This is a genomic window from Pseudofrankia saprophytica (genome assembly GCF_000235425.2).
In the GTDB taxonomy this organism is placed as follows: domain Bacteria; phylum Actinomycetota; class Actinomycetes; order Frankiales; family Frankiaceae; genus Pseudofrankia; species Pseudofrankia saprophytica.
Genome location: NZ_KI912266.1, coordinates 4,476,727 through 4,496,294, shown reverse-complemented (window position 1 = coordinate 4,496,294; position 19,568 = coordinate 4,476,727). Strand labels below are relative to the sequence as shown.

General features: G+C 69.8%; 19 protein-coding genes and 1 pseudogene. 13 read left to right on the top strand and 7 right to left on the bottom strand.

Annotated features, from left to right (window positions below):
• Positions 1-17: 17 nt before the first annotated feature.
• Positions 18-1,562, top strand: a complete 1,545-nt coding sequence (rox, locus tag FRCN3DRAFT_RS0218830; RefSeq protein ID WP_007517799.1) for a rifampin monooxygenase — start codon at positions 18-20, stop codon at positions 1,560-1,562.
• A gap of 74 nt (positions 1,563-1,636) precedes the next feature.
• Here rox and FRCN3DRAFT_RS0218825 read toward each other — a convergent pair whose 3' ends face one another.
• A complete protein-coding gene (locus tag FRCN3DRAFT_RS0218825) occupies positions 1,637-2,416 on the bottom strand; it encodes an alpha/beta fold hydrolase (RefSeq protein WP_007517801.1) in 780 nt (259 codons plus the stop codon).
• A gap of 322 nt (positions 2,417-2,738) precedes the next feature.
• Positions 2,739-3,545, bottom strand: coding sequence for a 2-phosphosulfolactate phosphatase (locus tag FRCN3DRAFT_RS0218820; protein ID WP_007517802.1), 807 nt, complete (start codon positions 3,543-3,545; stop codon positions 2,739-2,741).
• A 482-nt stretch (positions 3,546-4,027) separates the two neighbouring features.
• On the opposite strand from FRCN3DRAFT_RS0218820, the gene FRCN3DRAFT_RS0218815 reads away from it, so the two are divergent.
• From FRCN3DRAFT_RS0218815 to FRCN3DRAFT_RS0218800, 4 genes are all read left to right on the top strand, one after another.
• A complete protein-coding gene (locus FRCN3DRAFT_RS0218815; protein WP_027140739.1) occupies positions 4,028-4,768 on the top strand; it encodes a maleylpyruvate isomerase family mycothiol-dependent enzyme in 741 nt (246 codons plus the stop codon).
• A 215-nt stretch (positions 4,769-4,983) separates the two neighbouring features.
• On the top strand, positions 4,984-5,457 hold the full coding sequence (locus tag FRCN3DRAFT_RS0218810; RefSeq protein ID WP_007517806.1) for an HIT family protein: 474 nt from the start codon (positions 4,984-4,986) through the stop codon (positions 5,455-5,457).
• Between the two features lie 135 nt (positions 5,458-5,592).
• The gene (locus FRCN3DRAFT_RS0218805) at positions 5,593-6,435 is read left to right on the top strand and encodes an IS5 family transposase (RefSeq protein WP_027140517.1); all 843 of its coding nucleotides are present in this window, start codon (positions 5,593-5,595) and stop codon (positions 6,433-6,435) included.
• A gap of 186 nt (positions 6,436-6,621) precedes the next feature.
• Positions 6,622-6,897, top strand: a complete 276-nt coding sequence (locus FRCN3DRAFT_RS0218800) for a hypothetical protein (RefSeq protein ID WP_007517808.1) — start codon at positions 6,622-6,624, stop codon at positions 6,895-6,897.
• Here the strand turns inward: FRCN3DRAFT_RS0218800 and FRCN3DRAFT_RS0218795 are convergent.
• The 4 genes from FRCN3DRAFT_RS0218795 to FRCN3DRAFT_RS0218785 all read right to left on the bottom strand — a co-directional run bounded on the left by FRCN3DRAFT_RS0218795 (position 6,894) and on the right by FRCN3DRAFT_RS0218785 (position 12,709).
• Positions 6,894-9,911 (bottom strand): Tn3 family transposase, encoded by a 3,018-nt coding sequence (locus tag FRCN3DRAFT_RS0218795; protein WP_007517809.1) that lies wholly within the window; start codon positions 9,909-9,911, stop codon positions 6,894-6,896. The genes FRCN3DRAFT_RS0218800 and FRCN3DRAFT_RS0218795 overlap by 4 nt on opposite strands.
• A 357-nt stretch (positions 9,912-10,268) precedes the next feature.
• Positions 10,269-11,411, bottom strand: coding sequence for an FAD-dependent monooxygenase (locus tag FRCN3DRAFT_RS45175; RefSeq protein WP_269799859.1), 1,143 nt, complete (start codon positions 11,409-11,411; stop codon positions 10,269-10,271).
• Positions 11,381-11,710, bottom strand: a complete 330-nt coding sequence (locus tag FRCN3DRAFT_RS58200) for an FAD-dependent monooxygenase (protein ID WP_269799858.1) — start codon at positions 11,708-11,710, stop codon at positions 11,381-11,383. The genes FRCN3DRAFT_RS45175 and FRCN3DRAFT_RS58200 overlap by 31 nt, the downstream gene beginning before the upstream one ends.
• 60 nt (positions 11,711-11,770) lie before the next feature.
• Positions 11,771-12,709, bottom strand: a complete 939-nt coding sequence (locus FRCN3DRAFT_RS0218785; protein WP_007517814.1) for an RNA polymerase sigma-70 factor — start codon at positions 12,707-12,709, stop codon at positions 11,771-11,773.
• Positions 12,710-12,885: 176 nt separating this feature from the next.
• Here FRCN3DRAFT_RS0218785 and FRCN3DRAFT_RS0218780 point away from each other — a divergent pair, with 176 nt between their 5' ends.
• From FRCN3DRAFT_RS0218780 to FRCN3DRAFT_RS0218770, 3 genes are all read left to right on the top strand, one after another.
• Positions 12,886-13,368 (top strand): carboxymuconolactone decarboxylase family protein, encoded by a 483-nt coding sequence (locus FRCN3DRAFT_RS0218780; RefSeq protein WP_007517816.1) that lies wholly within the window; start codon positions 12,886-12,888, stop codon positions 13,366-13,368.
• Positions 13,369-13,451: 83 nt separating this feature from the next.
• Positions 13,452-13,937 carry a carboxymuconolactone decarboxylase family protein gene (locus tag FRCN3DRAFT_RS0218775; RefSeq protein ID WP_007517818.1) on the top strand — a complete coding sequence of 162 codons (486 nt, stop codon included), beginning with the start codon at positions 13,452-13,454 and terminating at the stop codon, positions 13,935-13,937.
• Between the two features lie 74 nt (positions 13,938-14,011).
• Positions 14,012-14,374, top strand: a complete 363-nt coding sequence (locus FRCN3DRAFT_RS0218770) for a DoxX family protein (protein WP_007517820.1) — start codon at positions 14,012-14,014, stop codon at positions 14,372-14,374.
• A 118-nt stretch (positions 14,375-14,492) separates the two neighbouring features.
• Here FRCN3DRAFT_RS0218770 and FRCN3DRAFT_RS0218760 read toward each other — a convergent pair whose 3' ends face one another.
• Positions 14,493-15,368 carry a Tn3 family transposase gene (locus FRCN3DRAFT_RS0218760; RefSeq protein ID WP_157845232.1) on the bottom strand — a complete coding sequence of 292 codons (876 nt, stop codon included), beginning with the start codon at positions 15,366-15,368 and terminating at the stop codon, positions 14,493-14,495.
• Between the two features lie 572 nt (positions 15,369-15,940).
• Between FRCN3DRAFT_RS0218760 and FRCN3DRAFT_RS45170 the strand changes: the two genes are divergently transcribed.
• The 5 genes and pseudogenes from FRCN3DRAFT_RS45170 to FRCN3DRAFT_RS55165 all read left to right on the top strand — a co-directional run.
• The gene (locus FRCN3DRAFT_RS45170; RefSeq protein ID WP_007517826.1) at positions 15,941-16,444 is read left to right on the top strand and encodes a MerR family transcriptional regulator; all 504 of its coding nucleotides are present in this window, start codon (positions 15,941-15,943) and stop codon (positions 16,442-16,444) included.
• Positions 16,431-17,540: an NAD-dependent epimerase/dehydratase family protein gene (locus tag FRCN3DRAFT_RS0218745; RefSeq protein WP_007517827.1), complete on the top strand. Its 1,110-nt coding sequence runs from the start codon at positions 16,431-16,433 to the stop codon at positions 17,538-17,540. The genes FRCN3DRAFT_RS45170 and FRCN3DRAFT_RS0218745 overlap by 14 nt, the downstream gene beginning before the upstream one ends.
• Positions 17,541-17,620: 80 nt before the next feature.
• Entirely contained in the window at positions 17,621-18,535 is a 915-nt protein-coding gene (locus FRCN3DRAFT_RS0218740; protein ID WP_007517830.1) for an NADP-dependent oxidoreductase, read from the top strand.
• A 121-nt stretch (positions 18,536-18,656) separates the two neighbouring features.
• Positions 18,657-18,800, top strand: a complete 144-nt coding sequence (locus FRCN3DRAFT_RS54165) for a hypothetical protein (protein ID WP_007517832.1) — start codon at positions 18,657-18,659, stop codon at positions 18,798-18,800.
• Positions 18,801-18,957: 157 nt separating this feature from the next.
• Positions 18,958-19,568: pseudogene (locus tag FRCN3DRAFT_RS55165) on the top strand (hypothetical protein); the annotation flags it as partial.

Below are 19,568 nucleotides of genomic sequence, written 5' to 3'. Positions count from 1 at the left end.
CCGGGAAGGCAACACCTATGCACTCTCTGCAGTTCACCGCCGCGCCGTCGCCGAACGACACGGTCGAGCGCGACCCCACCATCAGCGACGTCCCCGGACTCTGGTCGCCGGCCTCCGGTGCCGAACGCGCGCCTCTCCAGTTCGACGTGATCATTGCCGGGTGCGGGCCGACTGGCGCCATGCTGGCCGCCGAACTGCGGCTGCACGATGTGCGGGTACTCGTCCTGGAGAAGGAAACCGAGCCCGCGTCGTTCGTCCGCATAGTCGGGCTGCATATTCGCAGTATCGAGATGATGGCAATGCGCGGACTGCTGGAACGCATTCTCGAACGCGGAAGACAGCGTCCGGCCGCCGGTTTCTTCGCCGCCATCACCAAACCCGTGCCCGAGGGCCTGGATTCTGCGTACGCCTATCTGCTGGGCATCCCGCAGCCGGTCATCGTTCACCTGCTCGAAGAGCATGCGATCGAACTGGGTGCGCAGGTCCGGCATGGTTGCGCGGTGGCCGGCTTCGAGCAGGACGACGAGGGTGTGACCATCGAGCTGGCCGACGGGGAACAGCTGCGTTCGCGCTATCTCGTCGGCTGTGACGGTGCGCGCAGTACGGTGCGCAAACTGCTCGGCGTCGGCTTCCCCGGCGAGCCCTCGCGGACCGCGACGCTGATGGGCGAGATGCAGGTGGGTGTGCCGCAGGAGGAGATCACCGCCAAGGTGGCGAAAATCCGCGAGACCAACAAGGCACTCAGCCTCGGACCCTTCGGTGAAGGGGTCTATCGCGTCGTAGTCCCCGGCGCGGGAGTCGGCGATCGCACGGAACCGCCCACCATCGAGGATTTCAAACAGCAGTTGCGCACCATCGCCGGAACCGATTTCGGCGTGCACTCCCCGCGCTGGTTGTCCCGCTTCGGGGATGCCACCCGGCTGGTTGAACGTTATCGGGTCGGACGGGTGCTGCTGGCCGGCGATGCGGCGCACATCCATCCGCCCATCGGCGGACAGGGCCTCAACCTGGGCGTTCAGGACGCATTCAACCTCGGCTGGAAACTGGCCGCACAGATCCGCGGCTGGGCGCCGGAAAAACTGCTGGACACCTACCAGGCCGAACGTCATCCGGTCGCCGAGGACGTGCTGGACAACACCCGCGCCCAGATGGAACTGCTGTCCACCGAACCGGGCCCGCAGGCCGTGCGCAGGCTCCTCACCGAACTGATGGACTTCGACGAGGTGAACCGCTATCTGCTCGAGAAGATCACCGCGATCGGCATCCGCTACGACTTCGGCGAAGGCCCCGACCTGCTCGGCCGCCGCCTGCGCGACATCGACGTCAAACAGGGCCACCTCTACGGTCTGCTGCATCGCGGCCGCGGCCTGCTGCTGGATCGCACCGAACGCCTGACCATCGGCGGCTGGTCAGACCGGGTCGACTACCTCGCGGATCCCACCGCGGTACTGGATGTTCCGTGCCTCCTGCTACGCCCCGACGGCCACGTCGCCTGGATCGGCGACGACCAACGGGACCTGGACGACCACCTCTCCCGCTGGTTCGGCAAGCCCGCCACGTGATTTCGCCTGAGCAACCGAAGGCGAGGGGAGTCGCTCAGGCCGGCCGGTGACATCCAGCAGCGCGCCGCTCCCCGTCACCCATCAGCGAGGGCACCGAGCGGCATGAATTTCGCCGGCTGCTCGTCGGCAAGGAAGTCCATGAGTATCTGGTTCAGCAGCGCGGGCCGTTCCACCGGAAGGGCGTGCGAGGCGCAGGGGACGACGGCGAGCTGCGCGTCGGGCAGTGCACGGGCGACGGCCAGGCTGTGCTCGATCCGCACCGCGTCGTCGTCCCCCTGAAGCACGAGGACGGGCATGGCCAGGTCGCCGAGCGCGGCCAGTTCGATGTCCGGTTCTCCCCGCCACATGGCCGAGAGCTTGTCGAGAAACACCGGGAGATGGTCCGGGCCGTCCGGGGACGTCAGCGCGTAGCTCGGCCCGAAAATCTCGGCCAGCGACACGGCGGGAGTCTCGATGAAGGCCTTCGCGGCCGCCGTGGCACCGTCACGGGTCAGGTACTGGCCGATCAGCACAAGCTTGCGCACGAGGTCGGGGCGGCGTAGAGCAACCCGCACACCGACCAACGCGCCGTCACTCCAGCCGACCAGACGCGCCGGCCCGATGTGCAGGCTCTCCAGGAAAGCGATGGTGTCGCCGGCCATCGCCTCCGTGGTGAACGCCCCTTCGACGTCTGGCGTATGGCCGTGGCCACGGCGCTCCGGGACGTATACCCGGTACCGCTCCGCGAGCGCCGGGGTCTGGCAAGCCCAGCTCTCGGCACCGACGCCGCCGCCGTGCAGAAGTACCACCGGGTCGCCGGCGCCCTGAACCTCGTAGTAGGTGCGCAGCCCACCGGCCCTCGCATACTCGCCCATGGCTATCCATCCTTCATGCCCCGCGCCTTCAGGCGAGACACCACGCCGCCACGCAGGTCGTCGTCGAGAACGGGCTCGGCCACGCCCGGTCCAGACGGCCATCCGCCAGGTTGTCACTTTCTGTGGCCGGCTGTGCGCGGCTGTACGTGCCGCTGACGGACGAATCCGCGCCTCCCGCACGGGCGGGAAGCCCCGGAGGGCCGCTCCTGCTCGCGCCGTCTAACCCCCACACACGAGTCGTGGCAGATGAGCGCGCCCATAGACGCCGTGGTCCGGCGAGGCGCCGTCGATGCGTGTCGGAAGGCAGTGTCCATAGGGGCGCTCATCTGCCACGACTCGGCTGGAGGGCGGGCCCGGCGAGGGCTGTGAAGGCGCCGTCGCGTAGGAGGGGCACCGCGGTGTCGGCATCGAGCTGGGAGGCGGCCTCGATGTCGTCGTCCCAGCCGAGTTCCAGCAGTTCCCGCCCAGAGACGCAGCTGCGTAGTTCGTCGTGCAGGACAGGTGCTGCCGCCTCGAACACCGCCCGGGCGGCGCGGGCTTCCGGGGAGAGCTGGGTCCGGGTGAGGGAGCCGGCCTCGGCGGTGCGGGCGATGACCGCGCCGGCGCCGAGGAGGTCCTCGACGGCGGGTCGCAGTGGGCCGGCGTGCACGGTTCCCGACGGGTCCGGCCAGCGTTCTCCCGCCGCGATCACCGCGGCGGCGCGGCCGGCGGCGACGTTGTGGGCGAGCAGGGCACCGACCACCGCGGCGTTGCGCAGGCAGCCGGCGATCGGTGCGGCGCCGTACGCGCTGGCGACGGCCGACAGCGTGGCGCCGTTCGGGGAGGGCAGGACCAGGCGGGTTCCCGCCGGGATGCGGGCGAGGTCGGTGGGTGACAGCGACCAGGCAGCGAGTGGGTCTCCTCTCCGGCCGGCGAGGACCGCGCGGCGTTGCGCGGCGAACTGGGCGGCGGTGGCGTCACGCCACCGATAGGGCAGCACCACCGCGCCGCGGCTGACAGCGACGCTCACCGCCGTCGTGAACCGCAGCACGTCGACGATCACGACCAGGTCGCTCGCCGGCGCCAGTGCCGCCAGGTCCTCGCCGCCCCAGCCGAATCGGACGGCGAACGGGCGCTGCCCGGCAACCATGATCACATGCCTCCTCCGCCGCGGAATACGGCAACGTCAACCCTTCCAGTACGGGCTCGACAGCGGCAGGCGAGCGCTCGTACGTAGCGGGCCAGGGCAACAAAGCCGAAGCCGGGGCCCTACTCCGGCGGGCGCGTCCAGGCGCGGACGGCCAACATCCGACGTCCGGTTTGCGGTCCACGCCAGGTGCGCAAGCGCGGGGCCTGGGCACATGCTTCAGGGCCCCCGCGACACCTCGGCGCGAAACGGCCGTCCCGGCGCGAGGTCGCCTTTCGCCCGTCAGAGCGGCGACCTGGCCGGATTGGAGCCGATCTCGAAGCGGCCGATGACGGTCACGCCGTCCTCCTCCACCCGGCCGCCACAAGATCGCCTGGACGACGGCGAACGTGGTCGAGATCTTGGTGGGGGGCCGTGGTGAGGCTGCCGAGGTCCGCTGACCGCGGCGTGGAGTTTGGGTGCCCGGTCAGCGTACGGTGCCAGGTGTGGACCATGCTGCCGCTCTGGTGGAGCAGAACCATCTGTTAGCCGATCTGCTCGGCGAGGCCGACCTGGACACGCCGGTTCCGACCTGCCCGGGCTGGAACCTGGCCCAGTTGATGCGCCACGTCGGGCGCTTTCATCGCTGGGCTGCGGAGATCGTCCAGACGCGGGCCGTTGACGCGATCGACCCGCGCACGGTCGCGGGCGGCAAGCCACCGGCCGACCACGACGGCGCGCTGGCGTGGCTGCGCGAGAGCCCGGCGGTGCTGATCGACGCGGTCGCTGTGGATCCAGACATACCCGTGTGGACGTTCACCGGCCCGCAGCCCGCCCGGTGGTGGGTCCGGCGGCGGCTGTACGAGGCGGTCGTCCACCGCATCGACGCCGCGCTCGCGCTGGGAACGGGGTACACGGTCGAGCCGGCGCTCGCGGCGGACGGGCTCTCCGAATGGCTCGGCCTCCTCGCCGCTCGCCCCGGCGCCACGGCCCTTCGCGAAGGCGCCACGATTCACCTGCACGCGACCGACGACGGCCTGGGCCCCGACGGGGAGTGGACGGTTCGCGGCGGTCCGGACGGGATCAGCTGGGACCACGGTCACGGCAAGGGCGACGCCGCGGTCCGCGGTACCGCGGCCGACCTGCTGCTCACGCTGCTGCGCCGTCTCCCCGACGACGACCACCGCTTGGAGATCGTCGGGGATCAAGAGCTGTGGACCGCCTGGCTCGCCAACACCCCCTTCTGAGCACTCGGCCCAGCGGATGCGGCTTAGATCTTGAATGGTCTGAGTCTGAGTCTCGCCAGTCACCCTTCGCGACAACGCCCTGATCGAAGCGGATTCGCTGAGACGGCCGGCAAGCGGGCGGCCACCGTCTGGCGGACTGGCCCCGCCCCGTCTGCGTCTGGAGGACTCGCGCCGGGCGGGAATTTCGGAGGCCGAGTGATCGCCCTCATGGTGTCATGGCCCACGTGACCAATGACCTGTGCGTGTTCTGTGCGATTGTCCGCGGTGAGGCTGAGTCGAGCGTTGTCTACGAGGACGACGCCATGCTGGCGTTCATGGTCCTCCAGCCGGTGACGCCGGGTCATCTGCTGGTCGTGCCGAAGGCGCACGCCGTGGGGTTGGCGGACCTGGACGACAAGGCAGGCGCCTGGATGTGGCAGGTCGCGCACCGCCTCGGGCGGGCGCTGCGCCACTCGGACCTGCGGTGCGAGGGCGTGAACCTGTTCCTCGCGGACGGCGCGGCCGCCTTCCAGGAGATCTTCCACGTCCACCTGCACGTGTTCCCGCGTTTCGCCGGTGACAGCTTCCGCATCGACGCCGACTGGCGCATGCGCGAACGCGGCGAACTCGACGAGGCGGCCACTGCGGTGCGCCTCGGGCTATCCAGGCTCGACGACGCGCAGGACGCACGGACGAAGCAGATTCAGTGAGACACGAGAGCAGACCGACACAACCTCACTGAGAGCCTGTCCTGAATCTTGATGTTGTGGGCTGGCCGTGGCCCGTTCCCGATCTTCGCGGTGTGGTGGCGTGAACGGCTGGGACGGGCTGGTCACGGTCGGGACATGGGACGATCTCGCCGCTATCCCTCGGATATGTCGGATGAGGAGTGGGCGTACGTGGCGCCGCTGTTGCCGCCGGTTCCGAAGGACGGCCGGCCCGAGAGCCATGACCGGCGCGACATCGTGGACGCGATCCTGTACGTGGCCCACAACGGGATCGTGTGGCGGGCGCTGCCGGCGGACTTCCCACCCTGGAAGACGGTCTACGGCTTCTTCGACCGGTGGAAACGCAAGGGCGTCGTCATCCGGGTCCACGACGGGCTGCGCGACCAGTTGCGCCAGGCCGAGGGCCGCCGGCCGCGGCCGACCGCCGGGGTGATCGACTCCCAGTCCGTGAAGGGCGCCCAGACCGTCACCCACCCCAGCCGTGGCTACGACGCGGGCAAGAAGGTCAACGGCCGCAAGCGGTTCATCGTCGTCGACACGTTGGGCCTGCTGCTGGGGGTACTCGTGCTGCCCGCCAGCCGCCAGGACCGCGACGGCGCTCGCCAACTCCTGCTCGACCACTACTTCACCACCCCGACGTGTCGGCACCTGTTCGCCGACGGCGGCTTCGCCGGCAAGTTCGTCACCTGGGCCACCGACATTCTCAAGACCACCGTCGAGGTCGTCCGCAAGAAAGACGGACAGAAAGGCTTCACCGCCCTCCCGAAACGATGGGTCGTCGAGCGCACCCTGGCCTGGCTCACCGCGCACCGCCGCCTCGCCCGCGACTACGAACGAGACCCGGCAAGCTCGGTCGCCTTCATCCGCTGGGCCATGATCCGCACCATGGCCCGCCGCCTCGTCCGCGGCAAGCCCGTCGAACGCTGGACGGCCCGCGAGCAACCGAACACGGCGAGCTGATAGCCCTTCAAGATTCAGGACAGGCTCTGAGACAAAAGCAGCTTCAGCGAGACGGGACAGCGAGCCGCCCCTCGTCCCATCGGCCAGCACGCGCCCCTCCCGGGCACCCGGTAGGAACGGAAGGGAAAACCGGTGTTGCTGTCAAAGTTTTTGACGACCGAGGCCGGGTCCGCCAGGGTGTCGTAGGTGAGCGATGACCCGACGGTCGGTTTCCTGAAGGCGGATGTGGCGCGGTTCTGTGCCGGCCTGGACGATCTGGCGCCCGCGATCCGGTTGCGATTGGTTGTTGAGCTGCGGCGGGCGCTGGACGAGGTGACAGACACGGCGTTGGACAGCGGGATGGCGGCGGCGAGGGCGGAGGGGTGGGGGCTACGTCAGATCGGCGGTTTGGTGGGTCTGTCGCACGAGAAGGTCCGCTACCGGCTCGCTCGTGCGGCGGGCGAGCCGGCCGGGTCTTCTTAGTCCGAGGCGGTGGCGTCGGCGGGTTTGCGGGTGGACCGGAGCTGGCCGCCTACGACCTCGGCGGGCAGCGCGAAGCTGTAGCGGCCGTGGAAGTTAATGTGGGCGAACTTCAGGGGCGAGAGGCGGGCGATGTCCTCGTTGCGGACGTGGGTGCCCTCGGCGCGCATCTCGTCGATGATCTGCTGGAAGTAGACCGTGTTCCACAGGACGACGATGTTGAGGATCAGTCCCAGTGCGCCGAGCTGGTCTTCCTGTCCTTCGCGGTAGGACTGTCGTAGCTCGCCCTTCTGCCCGTGGAAGATCTTGCGGGCGAGGTTGTGGCGGGACTCCTGCCGGTTGAGCTGGGTGTTCACGCGCCGCCGGAGCAACTCGTCGGCGAAGTAGGTGGACAGGTAGGCGCTGCGGTCGAGCCGGCCGATCTCCATGATCGCCTTGCCGGTGGGGGTGGGCTTGCCGCCGGGTGCCAGCACGCGCAGCACCTCGGATGCCTTGATCGTGCCGGAGTGCAGGGAGCCGGCGACGCGCAGGACGTCGTCCCAGTTGGCCGCGATCTGCCCGAGGTTGATCCGGTCACGGGTCAGCGGGTTGAGGGGGCCGTAGTCAGCGCCAGGGTCGGCGCGGTAGAGGGTCGCGCTGCCGGCGTCGGCCAGGCGCGGGGAGAACTGGTAGCCCAGGAGGCGGAACAGGCCGAAGGTCATCTCTGAGGCGCCGTGGGTGTCCGAGGTGACCTCGACCGGCCGCAGGGCGGTCTCCTGTTCCAGCAGCCCGTCGAGGATGTAGAACGAGTCGCGCTGGGTGCCGGGGATCAGGATGCCGTGCAGGCCGCTGAACTGGTCGGACAGGAAGTTGTAGAACGTGGCTCCGTGGCGGCGGGTGCCGAAGTACTTCGGGTTGGGGCCGGAGTTGAGGGTGCGGACCGGGGTGAGGAACCGCAGGCCGTCGGCGGAGGCCAGCTCCCCGCCGCCCCACGCCTGGACGAGCGGCAGGAGCGTGTGGAAGGCGACGAGGCGGGCGTTGGCCCGGCTGAGGGTCTGGGAGCGTATGTAGTTCTGCTCGACCCAGAACAGCCGGTCGCGGCTAAGCACGGCGATGCCGTCGTGGACGATCGGTTCCATGCCGACGTTAGTGGCCTCCGCGGTGAGCACGGCGGCGACCGACAGCTCCAGGTCGTCCATCCGGGACTCGGCCTCGGAGACGTGGGTGAACTCGGCCAGGTAGGGCACCCAGGAGTTGACCTCCAGCACCATCTCGGGCAGGTCGACGGAGGGCAGGCGGGCGTCGACCTGCCGGTTGAGCTCGTCCAGGGACGGCGGGACCTCCAGGCGGTCGAGGCCGGTGAGGATGATGCGGTCGCGGCCGTCCTGGCGCTCGATCCGCACGGCGGGGTTGGCCGCCAGGCCGTCGACGAGCTCGCGGTGGGAGCGGTCCAGCCGATCGACCCAGCCGGCCAGCGTGGCGTCGGCGTCGGTGGCCAGGTCGAGTTCCTCGCAGACCCGGGGCCTGGCGGCCATCCAGGTGTCGTCGCTCAGCAGCCGCGCGTTGGGGTCGCCCCACCGGCGCAGGCCCGGGACGTAGATCTCGTGGCGGTGCAGGCTGGTGCGCAGGGCCTCGGCGGGGGCGACGACGTAGGCGCGCTTGTCCGCGATGCCTACCGGGGCCGGCTTGGGTGGGAAGACCCTGCGCAGCCAGGCGGCGGACAGGAACGTGGTGGGGGCTTCGCCGCTCTGGATGGGCCGGCGCCGGCCCTTGAGGGACGTGACGAAGGTGACGGCGTCCAGGACGTCCTGCCCGTCGGGCCCGGCGTGGAAGTCCAGATGCCGCAGTAGGTCGGGCAGGAACTTGGCGATGGTGTTGTACCGGGCTTCGAGCATCTGCTCGAAGCCGTCGTCGGGCTCCTGGGCGAGTTCCTTGACGATGTCGGCGGCCGCGTGGACCGGCGCGACGTCCATGGCGGCGAGCATCGCCCGGATGTCGCCCTCGGGGTCGGCGGCCGTGGTGGTCACCGCGAGCCAGGCCTGCCGCAGCAGGAGGGCGGCGGCGTCGAGGTCCTTGAGGGAACGCAGCCGTTTCTTGGTCATCTTCGTCGCCGAGTCGCGGATCACGTCGCCCATCACGAGGTCGAAGACCTCGATCGCCTCGTCGGCTGCGACTTGCGGCATCACCGCGGCGAACGCGACCAGGGTGGCGAGGCGCCGGTGGCCGCCGAGTTCGGCGACGGCCTGGGCGCGGGCGGCCCTGGCGAAGCGCACCAGCGCCTGGATGCGACCGGGCGGGATCGCGGACAGGTCCCAGGTCGGCCCGCCGAACGTCTTCAGCGCGTCGTACCGCTCCAGGGCCTTGACCACGCCGCGCGGAGAGATGTCGCGCGGGGAGCGCCGCAGTCGGTCGAGCTCCGAGATCCGCCGCCCGCCGGGGACGACGACCAGCTGCTGCAGCCGCTGCGCCTGCGGCGCGGTGGGCGCAGCCGCCAGCGTCGCCCATAAGCGCTTCTCGGCACGCTCGCGGATTCCCGAGACCAGGCGCTCCAGCGTGGTCACCCCGGGCAGCAGCACCTGGTGATCCAGCAGCCGTTTCGTGGCCAGGTCGAACAGCAGGGTCGGCCGTTCGGAGCCGATCCATGCCCGCTGGTACATCCAGCGGGCCAGGGAGAACCACTGGTCGAAGTCGAACTTCCGGTAGCCGTACGCCTCGCGGATCTGCTCCTGGTGGTCCCAGCGGTGCTCAGCCGTGCCATAGCCGGCGAGGGCCGCTGGCGGCAGACCCAGCTGTTCGGCGACATAGTCCACGACGACGGCGGGCACGTCGGCCGGGTCGTCCAGGAACGTGCCCAAATAGCGCAATGTCCCGAGCTGGATCGCCCAGCCGAGCCGGTTGCGCGGGCCCTTCGCGGTCGCGGCCCGCCGCCGCGCCGTCTGGTCGAGGAGGAACGACCCGGCGAGCTGGCCCTCGTCGGGGATGCCGGTGAACCGGCCGTAGCGCTTGCGCTGGTCCTCGGTCAGGAAGTTGGTGGGCACCGCTCGCTCCTTGACCGTCAGGGTGGCTCGCGCGCCATGCTCTCAAGGGATCTGTCGGCGCTTCGGTGGCCTTCCGTTCCGAGATCCTGGGACCTACGCGACAGGCTCCACTCACCGCTCTGGACGACCCGGACCTGCCAGAGGGTGCTGGCCGGGTTCGCTGCGGCCCACGCCGACGAGATGGGCTCGGACACCGCCAGAGGAGGAAGCCGGCGGCCGTGAACTCGGCGATCCAGTTCTGCAGGGGCTGCCGCCAGTAGCGGTGAGTTCGTGGGTTGAGTACTCGCCGAAGCAGCGGATGTGCTCGGTCAGGCACGGCCACCTATGAAACGCGTCCTGTCACGAGTGCCGGCGTGCTCATCTGACGGCAGTGCCGAACCACTTCGGCAGCTGGCTGAGCAGATCCTGCTGGTCTTCACCGACCCACGCCACGTGGCCGTCCGGACGCAGCAGCACGGCGGGCACGTCCAGTTCCTCGCCGACGTCGACGACATGGTCGACCAGATCCGCCCAGGCCGCTACCGAAAGCCGGCCGGTCTGGTCGAGCAGCAGCCCGCGGCCGCCACGCATCAGCCCGAAGAGACGCCCTCCCTTCAGCTCCACGTCCCGCAACCGCCGACCGAGCAGTTCATGCCCCTCTCCGAAGTCGTAGCGGACCCCGATCGCGGTGACCTTCTCGATCAGGTACCGGTTGACCTCCTCGAAGTCCATCAGTTCCGACAGCAGCCCGCGCACCGCCCGGGGCCCGGGCTCGGGGGAGAGCAGTTCGCTCTGCGCGCGGGTGTCGTCCAGCACGTCGGCGGCCACTGGGCGCCGCTCGGCGTGGTAGCTGTCCAGCAGCCCCTCCGGAGCCCAGCCGCCCACCTCGGCGGCCAGCTTCCAGCCGAGGTTGAACGCATCCTGGATGCCGAGGTTAAGGCCCTGCCCGCCCAGTGGCGGGTGGATGTGCGCCGCGTCGCCGGCCAGCAGCACCCGGCCGACCCGGTAGCGCTCCGCCAGCCGCGTTGCGTCGCCGAAGCGGGACAGGAACCGCGGTGAGTGCACCCCGAAGTCGGTGCCGGCGACCTCCCGCAGCCGCCCGGTGAACTCCTCGAAAGTCGGCGGGATCCTGCGGTCCTCCGCCACCTCCTTGGCGCGCACGACGAAGCGGAACACCCCGTCCTCGTGGGGTGCAGGGCCAAACCGCAGGCCCGCCGTGCCCAACTCGGCCGCCACGGCGTTGAGCGCCTCCTGCGGGAAGGCCACCTCCATCTCGCCCAGCAGCCACTCGATTTGGGCGGGCTCACCAGGGAAGCCGATGCCGAGCAGCTTGCGTACCGTGCTGCGGCCGCCGTCACAGCCGACGAGGTAACGCGCGCGCAGCCGGGTGCCGTCGGCCAGCTCGGCGTTCACCCCGTGCTCGTCCTGGCTCAGCCCGACCAGTTCGCAGCCGCGCCGGATCTCGGCGCCGAGTTCGGTGGCGTGGTCGATCAGCAGGCGCTCGGTGACGGTCTGCGGGATGCCGAGGATGTAGGGATGCGCGGTGTCCAGCCGCTCCGGCGCCGGCTTTCGGATGCCGGCGAACAGACCACCGATCGGGGGTACGTCCTGCCGTGTGCGAGAAACCGTCCCAGCAGGCCGCGTTGGTCCATCACCTCGATGCTGCGCACGTGCAGACCGAGCGCACGGACCTGCCTGGTCGGCTCCGCGTCCCTCTCCAGCACCAGCACCTGCACACCGTGCAGCCGCGGCTCGCCGGCCAGCATCAAGCCGCTCGGTCCGGCGCCGACCACGATCACGTCGATCATCAAATCCCTCATTCACCACGTTGTATTTCGGGCCGGTGAGGCTCCCCGCCGGCCGCTCCCCGGGGTACGGGTTCAGCGGCGCAGGGAGGTCTCCCGCTCCAGGCGTGACAACTTCTCGGGGTTGCGCACGAAGTACAGCCCGGTGATCAGGCCGTCCTCGGTCCGCACCGCTAGGACGCCCTCGACCTGGCCGCCGATCCGCATGATCAGTGCCGGGTGGCCATTGATCTGCGCCGACTGCACCGCTGCGGTGCCTGCGATCCTGCCCAGCCCCGCTGCCAGCAGGGCTGCGACCGGATCGGCGCCGACGACGGGCTCCAGCGCGGCCTGGACGACTCCGCCGCCATCGCTCAGGAAGACGACGTCTGGGGCGAGTTGGTCGAGCAGGCCCTGCAGGTCGCCGGTTTCGACTGCGCGTCGGAACGCCAGCAGAGCGGCGCGGTTCTCGGCCTGGGAGACAGATGTGCGCGGGCGCCGCGCGGTGACATGGTTGCGCGCCCGGTGCGCGATCTGCCGGACCGTGACCGGGGTCTTGTCGACGGCCTCGGCGATCTCGTCGTAGTCCAGGCCGAACACCTCCCGCAGCACGAACACCGCGCGCTCGGTGGGCGTCAGCGTCTCCATCACCAACAGCATCGCCATCGAGACGCCCTCGGCCAGTTCGACGTCCTCGGCCACATCGGGCGCGGTCAGCAGTGGCTCGGGCAGCCAGGGGCCGACGTAGGTCTCCTTGCGCCGGCGAAGCGAACGCAGCCGCATCAGTGCCTGCCGGGTGGTGACTCGGGTCAGATACGCGCGCGGATCGCGCACGACGCCTTGATCGACATCCATCCACCGCATCCAGGTCTCCTGCAGGACGTCCTCGGCGTCAGCCGCCGAGCCGAGCATCTCGTAGGCGACGGTGAACAAGAGGTTCCGGTGGGCGACGAAGGTCTCGGTGGCGTGATCCACGCGGTTGCCGCCGGTGGTCGGTTCGGTCCTCTGCATGGACCCGTCACTGCGCTCGCTCATCCCGGCTCCCACCCGTTCTGGATCTTCCTCGTGCCGCACACAGGATGCCGGTCCCGCCGGCTCCGTGACATTCGGCTTCGGTGACATAGGTCACATAAGCGTCGGTGTCACGCCGCTGGGGCCACCGGCATCTCCTGTTCGACCTCCGCCTGACGACGACGCACACGGAGCACACCATGACCGCTCGTTTGAGCCTGTTCGGCAACCCGGACGCGCCCGCGGCCAGGGCCGCCGGCCACTTCGGCACCGCGAGCAAGACGATCCTCCAGGACTCGACTCTGCCCGCCGCGCTGCAGAAGCTGGTGCTGCTGCGGGCCAGCCAGATCAACGGGGACGGCTACGCCACCGACGTGTGGGCCAAGAACGCCGCGGCCGCCGGAGAGAGCGCCACCCGCATCCACCTGGTCGCTGCCTGGCACGAGTCCACGGTGTTCACCGACGCCGAACGCGCGGCGCTGGCGCTGACCGAGCAGGGCACCCGCGTCGCCGACGCGGCCGGCGGCGTCGGCGACGAGGCCTGGACCGACGCCGCCAAGCACTACGACCAGGACCAGCTGGCCGATCTGGTGATGCTCATCGCCCTGATCAACGCGACCAACCGCATGAGCGTCATCGTCCGGCAGCGCGGCGGCGACTACGAGCCCGGCCGCCTCGGCTAGCCGGCGGTCGGTGTCCGCGATTCGCAATACGCCGCGTGAAGGATCCGCGCGGTACCCAGACCCACGAGGCAAGGACAAACACCATGGAACCCCGATTCGATCTGCTGGCCAACGACCTCGGCGCCAAGATCGCCAAGCGGATCTACAACGTCGCCCTAGCGATCGTCGACTCGCCGCTGCCCCAGGCCACCCAGAACCTGGTGATGCTGCGCGCCAGCCAGATCAACGGCTGCGGCTTCTGCGTCGACTACCACGCCAAGGACGCCACGGCCGCGGGCGAGACCGCGGTCCGCCTCAGCCTGGTCGCCGCCTGGCGCGAGTCCACGGTGTTCACCGACGCCGAACGTGCGGCGCTGGCGCTCACCGAGGAGGGCACCCGGATCGCCGACGCCCACAAGGCGGTGTCGGACGAGACCTGGGCCAAGGTGCGCGAGCACTACGACGACGACCAGATCGCCGCGCTGGTCTCCCTGATCGCCATGATCAACGCCAATAACCGGCTCAACGTGATCGTGCGCAACCCCGGAGGCTCCTACCAGCCCGGTCAGTTCGCTGGCATGGCCAACTGACCAGCACGCCGACCACCGCCCGGCCCGGGGTCACCCCCCGGGCCGGCATCAACGACTGCATCGAAGGAGGAGTCATGAACATCGCACTCTGGATCGCCGCCGGCCTGCTCGCCCTGGTCGCGCTCACTGGCGGCCTCACGAAGTCCTTCATCCTGAAGGCGAAGCTCGCCACCATCCACGGCGCCGAATGGACCACGGGATTCGGTGCCAACGCCATCAGAGCCCTAGGAGCCCTCGAACTCCTCGCCGCGGTCGGCCTGGTCCTGCCCAAGGCGCTCGGTATAGCACCGGTCATGGTCCCGGTGACCGCCGCTTGCTGGATCGCTCTGATGCTCGGCGCGATGGTCACCCACGGCCGCCTCGGCCAGTACAAGCTCGTGGCGGTCAACGTCATCTACCTCGCGGTCGCGGTCTTCATCGCTGTGGGACGCGTCTAGACGGTATGTAGGTGCCGGTCGTGGGCTTCGTTGTCCTCCCATCCGGTGTCACGATCGTCATCGAAGAGGTCGTTCACCTCATCCTCGGTGAGGAGTTCACGCGCGTCGTCCATGGCTCTCATGATGCCGACCCGGCCGGATGGCCCGCCGTCGGTGCGGGCGCCTCCGCCTCCATCGGGGTGCGTGGTCCCGGCAGCGCGAGCGCTGGCGTGAGGTCAAGCCGGTGATTCATGTCCAGCTCGAAGCGGCCGTAGGGGTTGATGTGCGTCCAGAGCAGCGGGGACAGGGCCCGCCGGTCGGCGTCGGTCAGGCGCTCGGCCCACTCGGGGTCGGCGAGGATCTGCTGAAGCAGCAGGGTGTTGACGTGGACCAGGGCTGACTGCAGGAGGTGCAGGGCGAGCATGGAAACCTCCTGTGACTCCTTGTCCTTGCCGGTCAGATCGCCGTCCTTGCCGTAGAACAGGTCCTTGTCCGCGCTGTTCCAGTTCTCCACCACCTGCAAGCCCTCGTGGATCTCCCGTCGCATCTCGGCATCGGCGAGGTAGTCGCAGATGAACGCCGTACGCACCGCCCGCCCCAGCTCCTCGATCGCCCGGCAGGTCGGGTGCTTGGGACCGCCGCGGGTGAAGCGCCGCAGCACCTGCTCAGCCTCCGCCGTCCCCAGACGCAGCGCGGTGGTGTACTTCACGATCTGGTCGTACTGCTGGCGGATCAGCTCCCAGTCGATAGTGCGGGTGGACAGCACCGGTGCCAGAGTGGGCCAGTTGTCGTCTTCCCTGGCGGCCGGCCGGTACAGCCGGGAGGAGCCGATGTTCTTCAGTCTCGGCATCAGCTTGAAGTCGAGCATGTGGGCGAAGGCGAACCCGACGATCGAGGCGCCGTGGGTGTCGGTGTACTGCCGGTCCACGACCATCTCGGTGCAGTGCCGCAGCACGCCCTCGATCATCGCGGCGACCTCGGAGGCCGAAGCGGAAATCCTCGAAGGTGCACGCATCGACACACCTTCCACCCCGTGCCGTCGCGGGCTCGGACCGCTACCCGCCCAGACGGTGAGCTCTGATCGCGTCCGCGAACGAACGTTCACGAGACGCATAGATTCGAAGCGCGTTTCCGCAGGTCGACGGTGTAACGCAAGCCGTGTACGCGCCCATGTCACGCGTTGGCCCGGTCGCGAGACGCACGTACTCGGGCCGGTCCGATCATGAATGCTGCGCCACCTCCCACGCTTTGTCCCGGTCTCGGACACCACCCCACCCGAACAGACCGTCACCCGGCTCGATGTCACCCTGGCCGGCTGAATGCCCGTCGTCGATGGAGGAACCGGCCCTGGCCTCGCCTGTACTTCGTCAGCGGCACCTGGGAGCGTGGCCCCGACATCCTGGTGGCGGCCAGCGATCAGACCGGCGGCAATGTCACGCAGGCGATCACAGCGTGGCGGTCCCACTCACGTTTGAGCCCTACATCCGCCGTGAGTCCCCGCAGTTCCTGCTCCAGGTCGAAGGACGACCCCAGCGGGACAGTCCCAGAACTTGACTTCAAGCGCTTGAGGTTCCTCACGATGACCTCATGTCGCTGGAGGAGGACGGGGTCGTGGAGAGTTTCGCGACCATTCAGGAGGTGTCCGCGCGGAGCGGCCTGCCAGCTCCGACGCTGCGCTACTACGAAGAGATCGGAGTGATCGACCCGGTTCCACGGGATCCCTCCAGCGGGCATCGGCGATACCCGGCGGCGGTCGTCGAGCTGGTCGAGGCGCTGGCGTGCCTGCGCTCGGCCGGCATGAATCTTCAGCAGATCCGGGCCTTCCGGGACGGGCTTTCCGGTGGCCGGGAGGACGCCGACCGCATGGTGCGCCTGTTCGAGGACCATGCGGCTCAGCTGCTGCGTCAGAGGGAGGCCATCGAGCGGCAACGGACCTACGCGGTCGCGAAGGCGGTGCTGTGGAGGTCACGCGCCGAGGGCGACCGGGAGGCCGAGCGTCGGGCAGTCGAGACCGTCCGCGAGCTCATGCCGACGCTCCGAGACGGTGGGGCCAACCGCTCCCTGGGAATCACGACAGGTGAAACAAGATGACGATCATCAGCATCCGTCGGACATTCCCGGCGGTGCCGGCCCGGGGCGGCGTCGCACTCATGGCGGTGGCGTCCTGAGCGGGGAAAGGGTACTCGTCACCGGCGGCACTGGGTACCTCGGAGTCCACACGATCGCCGCGCTCCTGCGCGCCGGATACGCCGTCCGCGCCAGTGTGCGGACGCTTGAACGCGAGGGCGAGATCCGCGGCGGGCTCGCAACGGCCGGGCTGGCGGAGGACTCCCCTCTCGAACTCGTCGTCGCGGAGCTGTCCGCGGACGACGGGTGGGCGCGGGCGGTCCAGGGCGCCCGGTTCGTGCTGCACGTCGCCTCGCCGTTCCCACCCGCGATGCCTGAGAGCGATGACGAGGTCATCGTCCCGGCACGCGACGGGGCGCTGCGGGTGCTTCGAGCCGCACGCGACGCCGGTGTCGCGCGTGTCGTGATGACGTCCTCGTTCGCCGCGGTCGGATACGGCCACCCGCCGAGGGAGCGTGCCTTCACCGAAGAGGACTGGACCAACATCGACGCGCCGCTGAGCGCCTACATCCGCTCCAAGGCCGTGGCCGAACGCGCTGCCTGGGACTTTATCGCCTCCGAGGGCGGTGGCCTCGAACTCGTGGTGGTCAACCCGGTGGGCATCTTCGGCCCTCCGCTGGTCCCGGACCTCTCGGCATCCACCGGTCTCGCACGCCAGATGATCACTGCGATGACCGCGGTTCCCCGCCTGTTCACGACCGTCGTCGACGTGCGCGATGTCGCCGACCTCCATCTGCGAGCGATGACCGACCCGGCTGCCGCGGGAGAACGTTTCCTCGCCTCGTCCGGGGAACCCATCCCCTTCACGGAGATGGCGAAGATCCTGCGGGAGGCCGCCGGTCTCCCGGACGCCGCACTCCCCCTGCTCGACGACGACACCGTGCGGGAGGCGGCCAAGACCGACCCCGGAATGGCCGGCATGGTCGGCGAGCTCGGCAAGGTCCGTCGCGTCTCCAGCGAGAAGGCAGGCACACGGCTCGGCTGGCGGCCGCGCTCGAACATCGAGACCCTCCAGGCGACCGCGACCGCTTTCCAGCAACTCGGCCTGCTCACCACCTGAACCGGTGGACCGGGCTCACCTCGGAGACCCACCGGCCGCATGCCGACGGGTACACGAAATGACCGAGAAGGAAGAATGACATGTCGAACGCAATGGTGATCACGGAATTTGGTTCCCCCGAAGCGCTGAAATGGCGCGAAGTCGACACGCCGAGTCCGGCGCGGGGCGAGGTACTCATCCGGGTGAAGGCTGCGGGCGTCGGGCCCACCGACCTGCACATCCGGGCCGGCCACCTGACAGCGGTCTTCCCCCAGGGACCGGGCGACGTGCTCGGTTTCGAGGCGGCCGGCGTCGTCGAGCAGCTCGGCGAGGCAGTGAGCGGCGTGGCCCTTGGCGATGAGGTTGCCGCATATCTGCCGCGGCAGGGCGGGTACGGCGAACTCGTCGCGACACCCGTCTGGTTCGCGAAGCCGGCCGAGGTGAGCTGGGATGCCGCGGCCGCTCTGCCGGCATCCGCCGAGGCGGCGGTCGGCACCCTGCGCGAGGTCCACGCGAAGAACGGCGAGACCATCGTCGTGCTGGGTGCCGCCGGATCGGTTGGGACGATCATCCTGCAGCTCGCGCGTGCGTGGGGAATACGGGCGATCGGCGCCACGGCGCAGCGGGATGCGGGCCTCGTCCGCGAACTCGGCGGCGAGTTCGTCGCCTACGGTGACGGGGTCTTCGACAGGGTCGGCGCGACCACCGATCGGGTGGACGCCGTCATCGACGCCGCCGGCCGCGGTGGATTGGCCGAGGCGGTGGCGGCCACTGGCGACGCCTCGCGGGTCGTCACTCTCGTCGGCGGTCCCGAAGTAGCACGCGTCGGTGCACTGATGTCACATCCCGGGCCCGATCGTGCGCCTGACGCGCTCCCCGTGACCATGCCGCTGCTTGCGAGCGGCGCTCTCCAACTCAAGCAGCGCCGTTCGTTGCCCATCACGAAGGCCGCCGAAGCCCACCGACTGCTCGAAGCGGGCGAGACTCGCGACAAGATCGTGCTGACGTTCGACTGAGTCGGTCGAGAGCAGTCCATGGCATAGGTCGGGGTCCTCCCGAGGAGAGGAGGCAAAGGCCGAACGGCCGCGCTGCACAGGCTGCGGCCGGCCGTACCGGCACAAGGACAGCCGCACGATCGTGCTGCGCTCCCTGTTCGGCGCCCACCTACTCCTGCAGGTCCGCACCCACGTCCTCAACGACGACCTCGCCACCGACTTTGCCCGCTGGTACCCCACCCGGCCGGCCCGAGAAGCCGCCGAACCGATCATGAACGTGGCGTAGCCTCCCACGGTTTGTCCCGGTCTCCCTCCCCCCCCCCGGATTCTGACGCGTGAGAAGTGAAGCTTATCGAGCGTTAGAAGTTTCGTCGCACGACTGGAAGCGTTTCGTTACGTCGTTGCGTTTCGTCTCTGCTACGTTCTGAACGAAACGTAATGGCGTGGCGGAGGGGCGGGCGGGCGTGGCGAGGACGAGGGTGGACACCGGGGCCGGCGAGGAGCTGCCAACGACCGGTGTGGTCGGCGCGGACGGCGGGGCTTACGCGCTCGCCGCGGGTGACGCGGATGACCCGGTCAGCGGGGCGGCGCTGGCGGCCGTGGTGCCGCACGCGCGGGTCGACCTCGACGTCGCCCTGTGCGGGTATCCGGGGTGCGGACGGCCGTGCGCGCCGGCGGAGGGGCCGGGACGGCCGCCGGCGTACTGCGACGACCCGGCGCACACCCGGCTGTCGGCCTACCGGCGCCGCCGGGAGCTCGCCGCCTCGACTGCCGCCGACGGTCCGGGCGGCAGTGGCGGCGGTACGGGCCGGGGCCAGCCGGCGGTTCCCGCGACGCGGGGAGCGCGGGCGGCGGGCCCGGCGGGGAACGAACTGACGCACCGGCCGGTGGCGTTGGCCCGACTGCGGGCGGACGAGCTCGCCGCGCATGTCGGCACGCTTGCCACGGACCTGGGCCGCACCCTCGACGCGTTCACCGTCACCCTGGGCCGCCTCGGGGACGTCGCCGCCGCGGAGGCGCAGGTCGAGGCCGCCGAGGCGGACGCGGCGCGGCG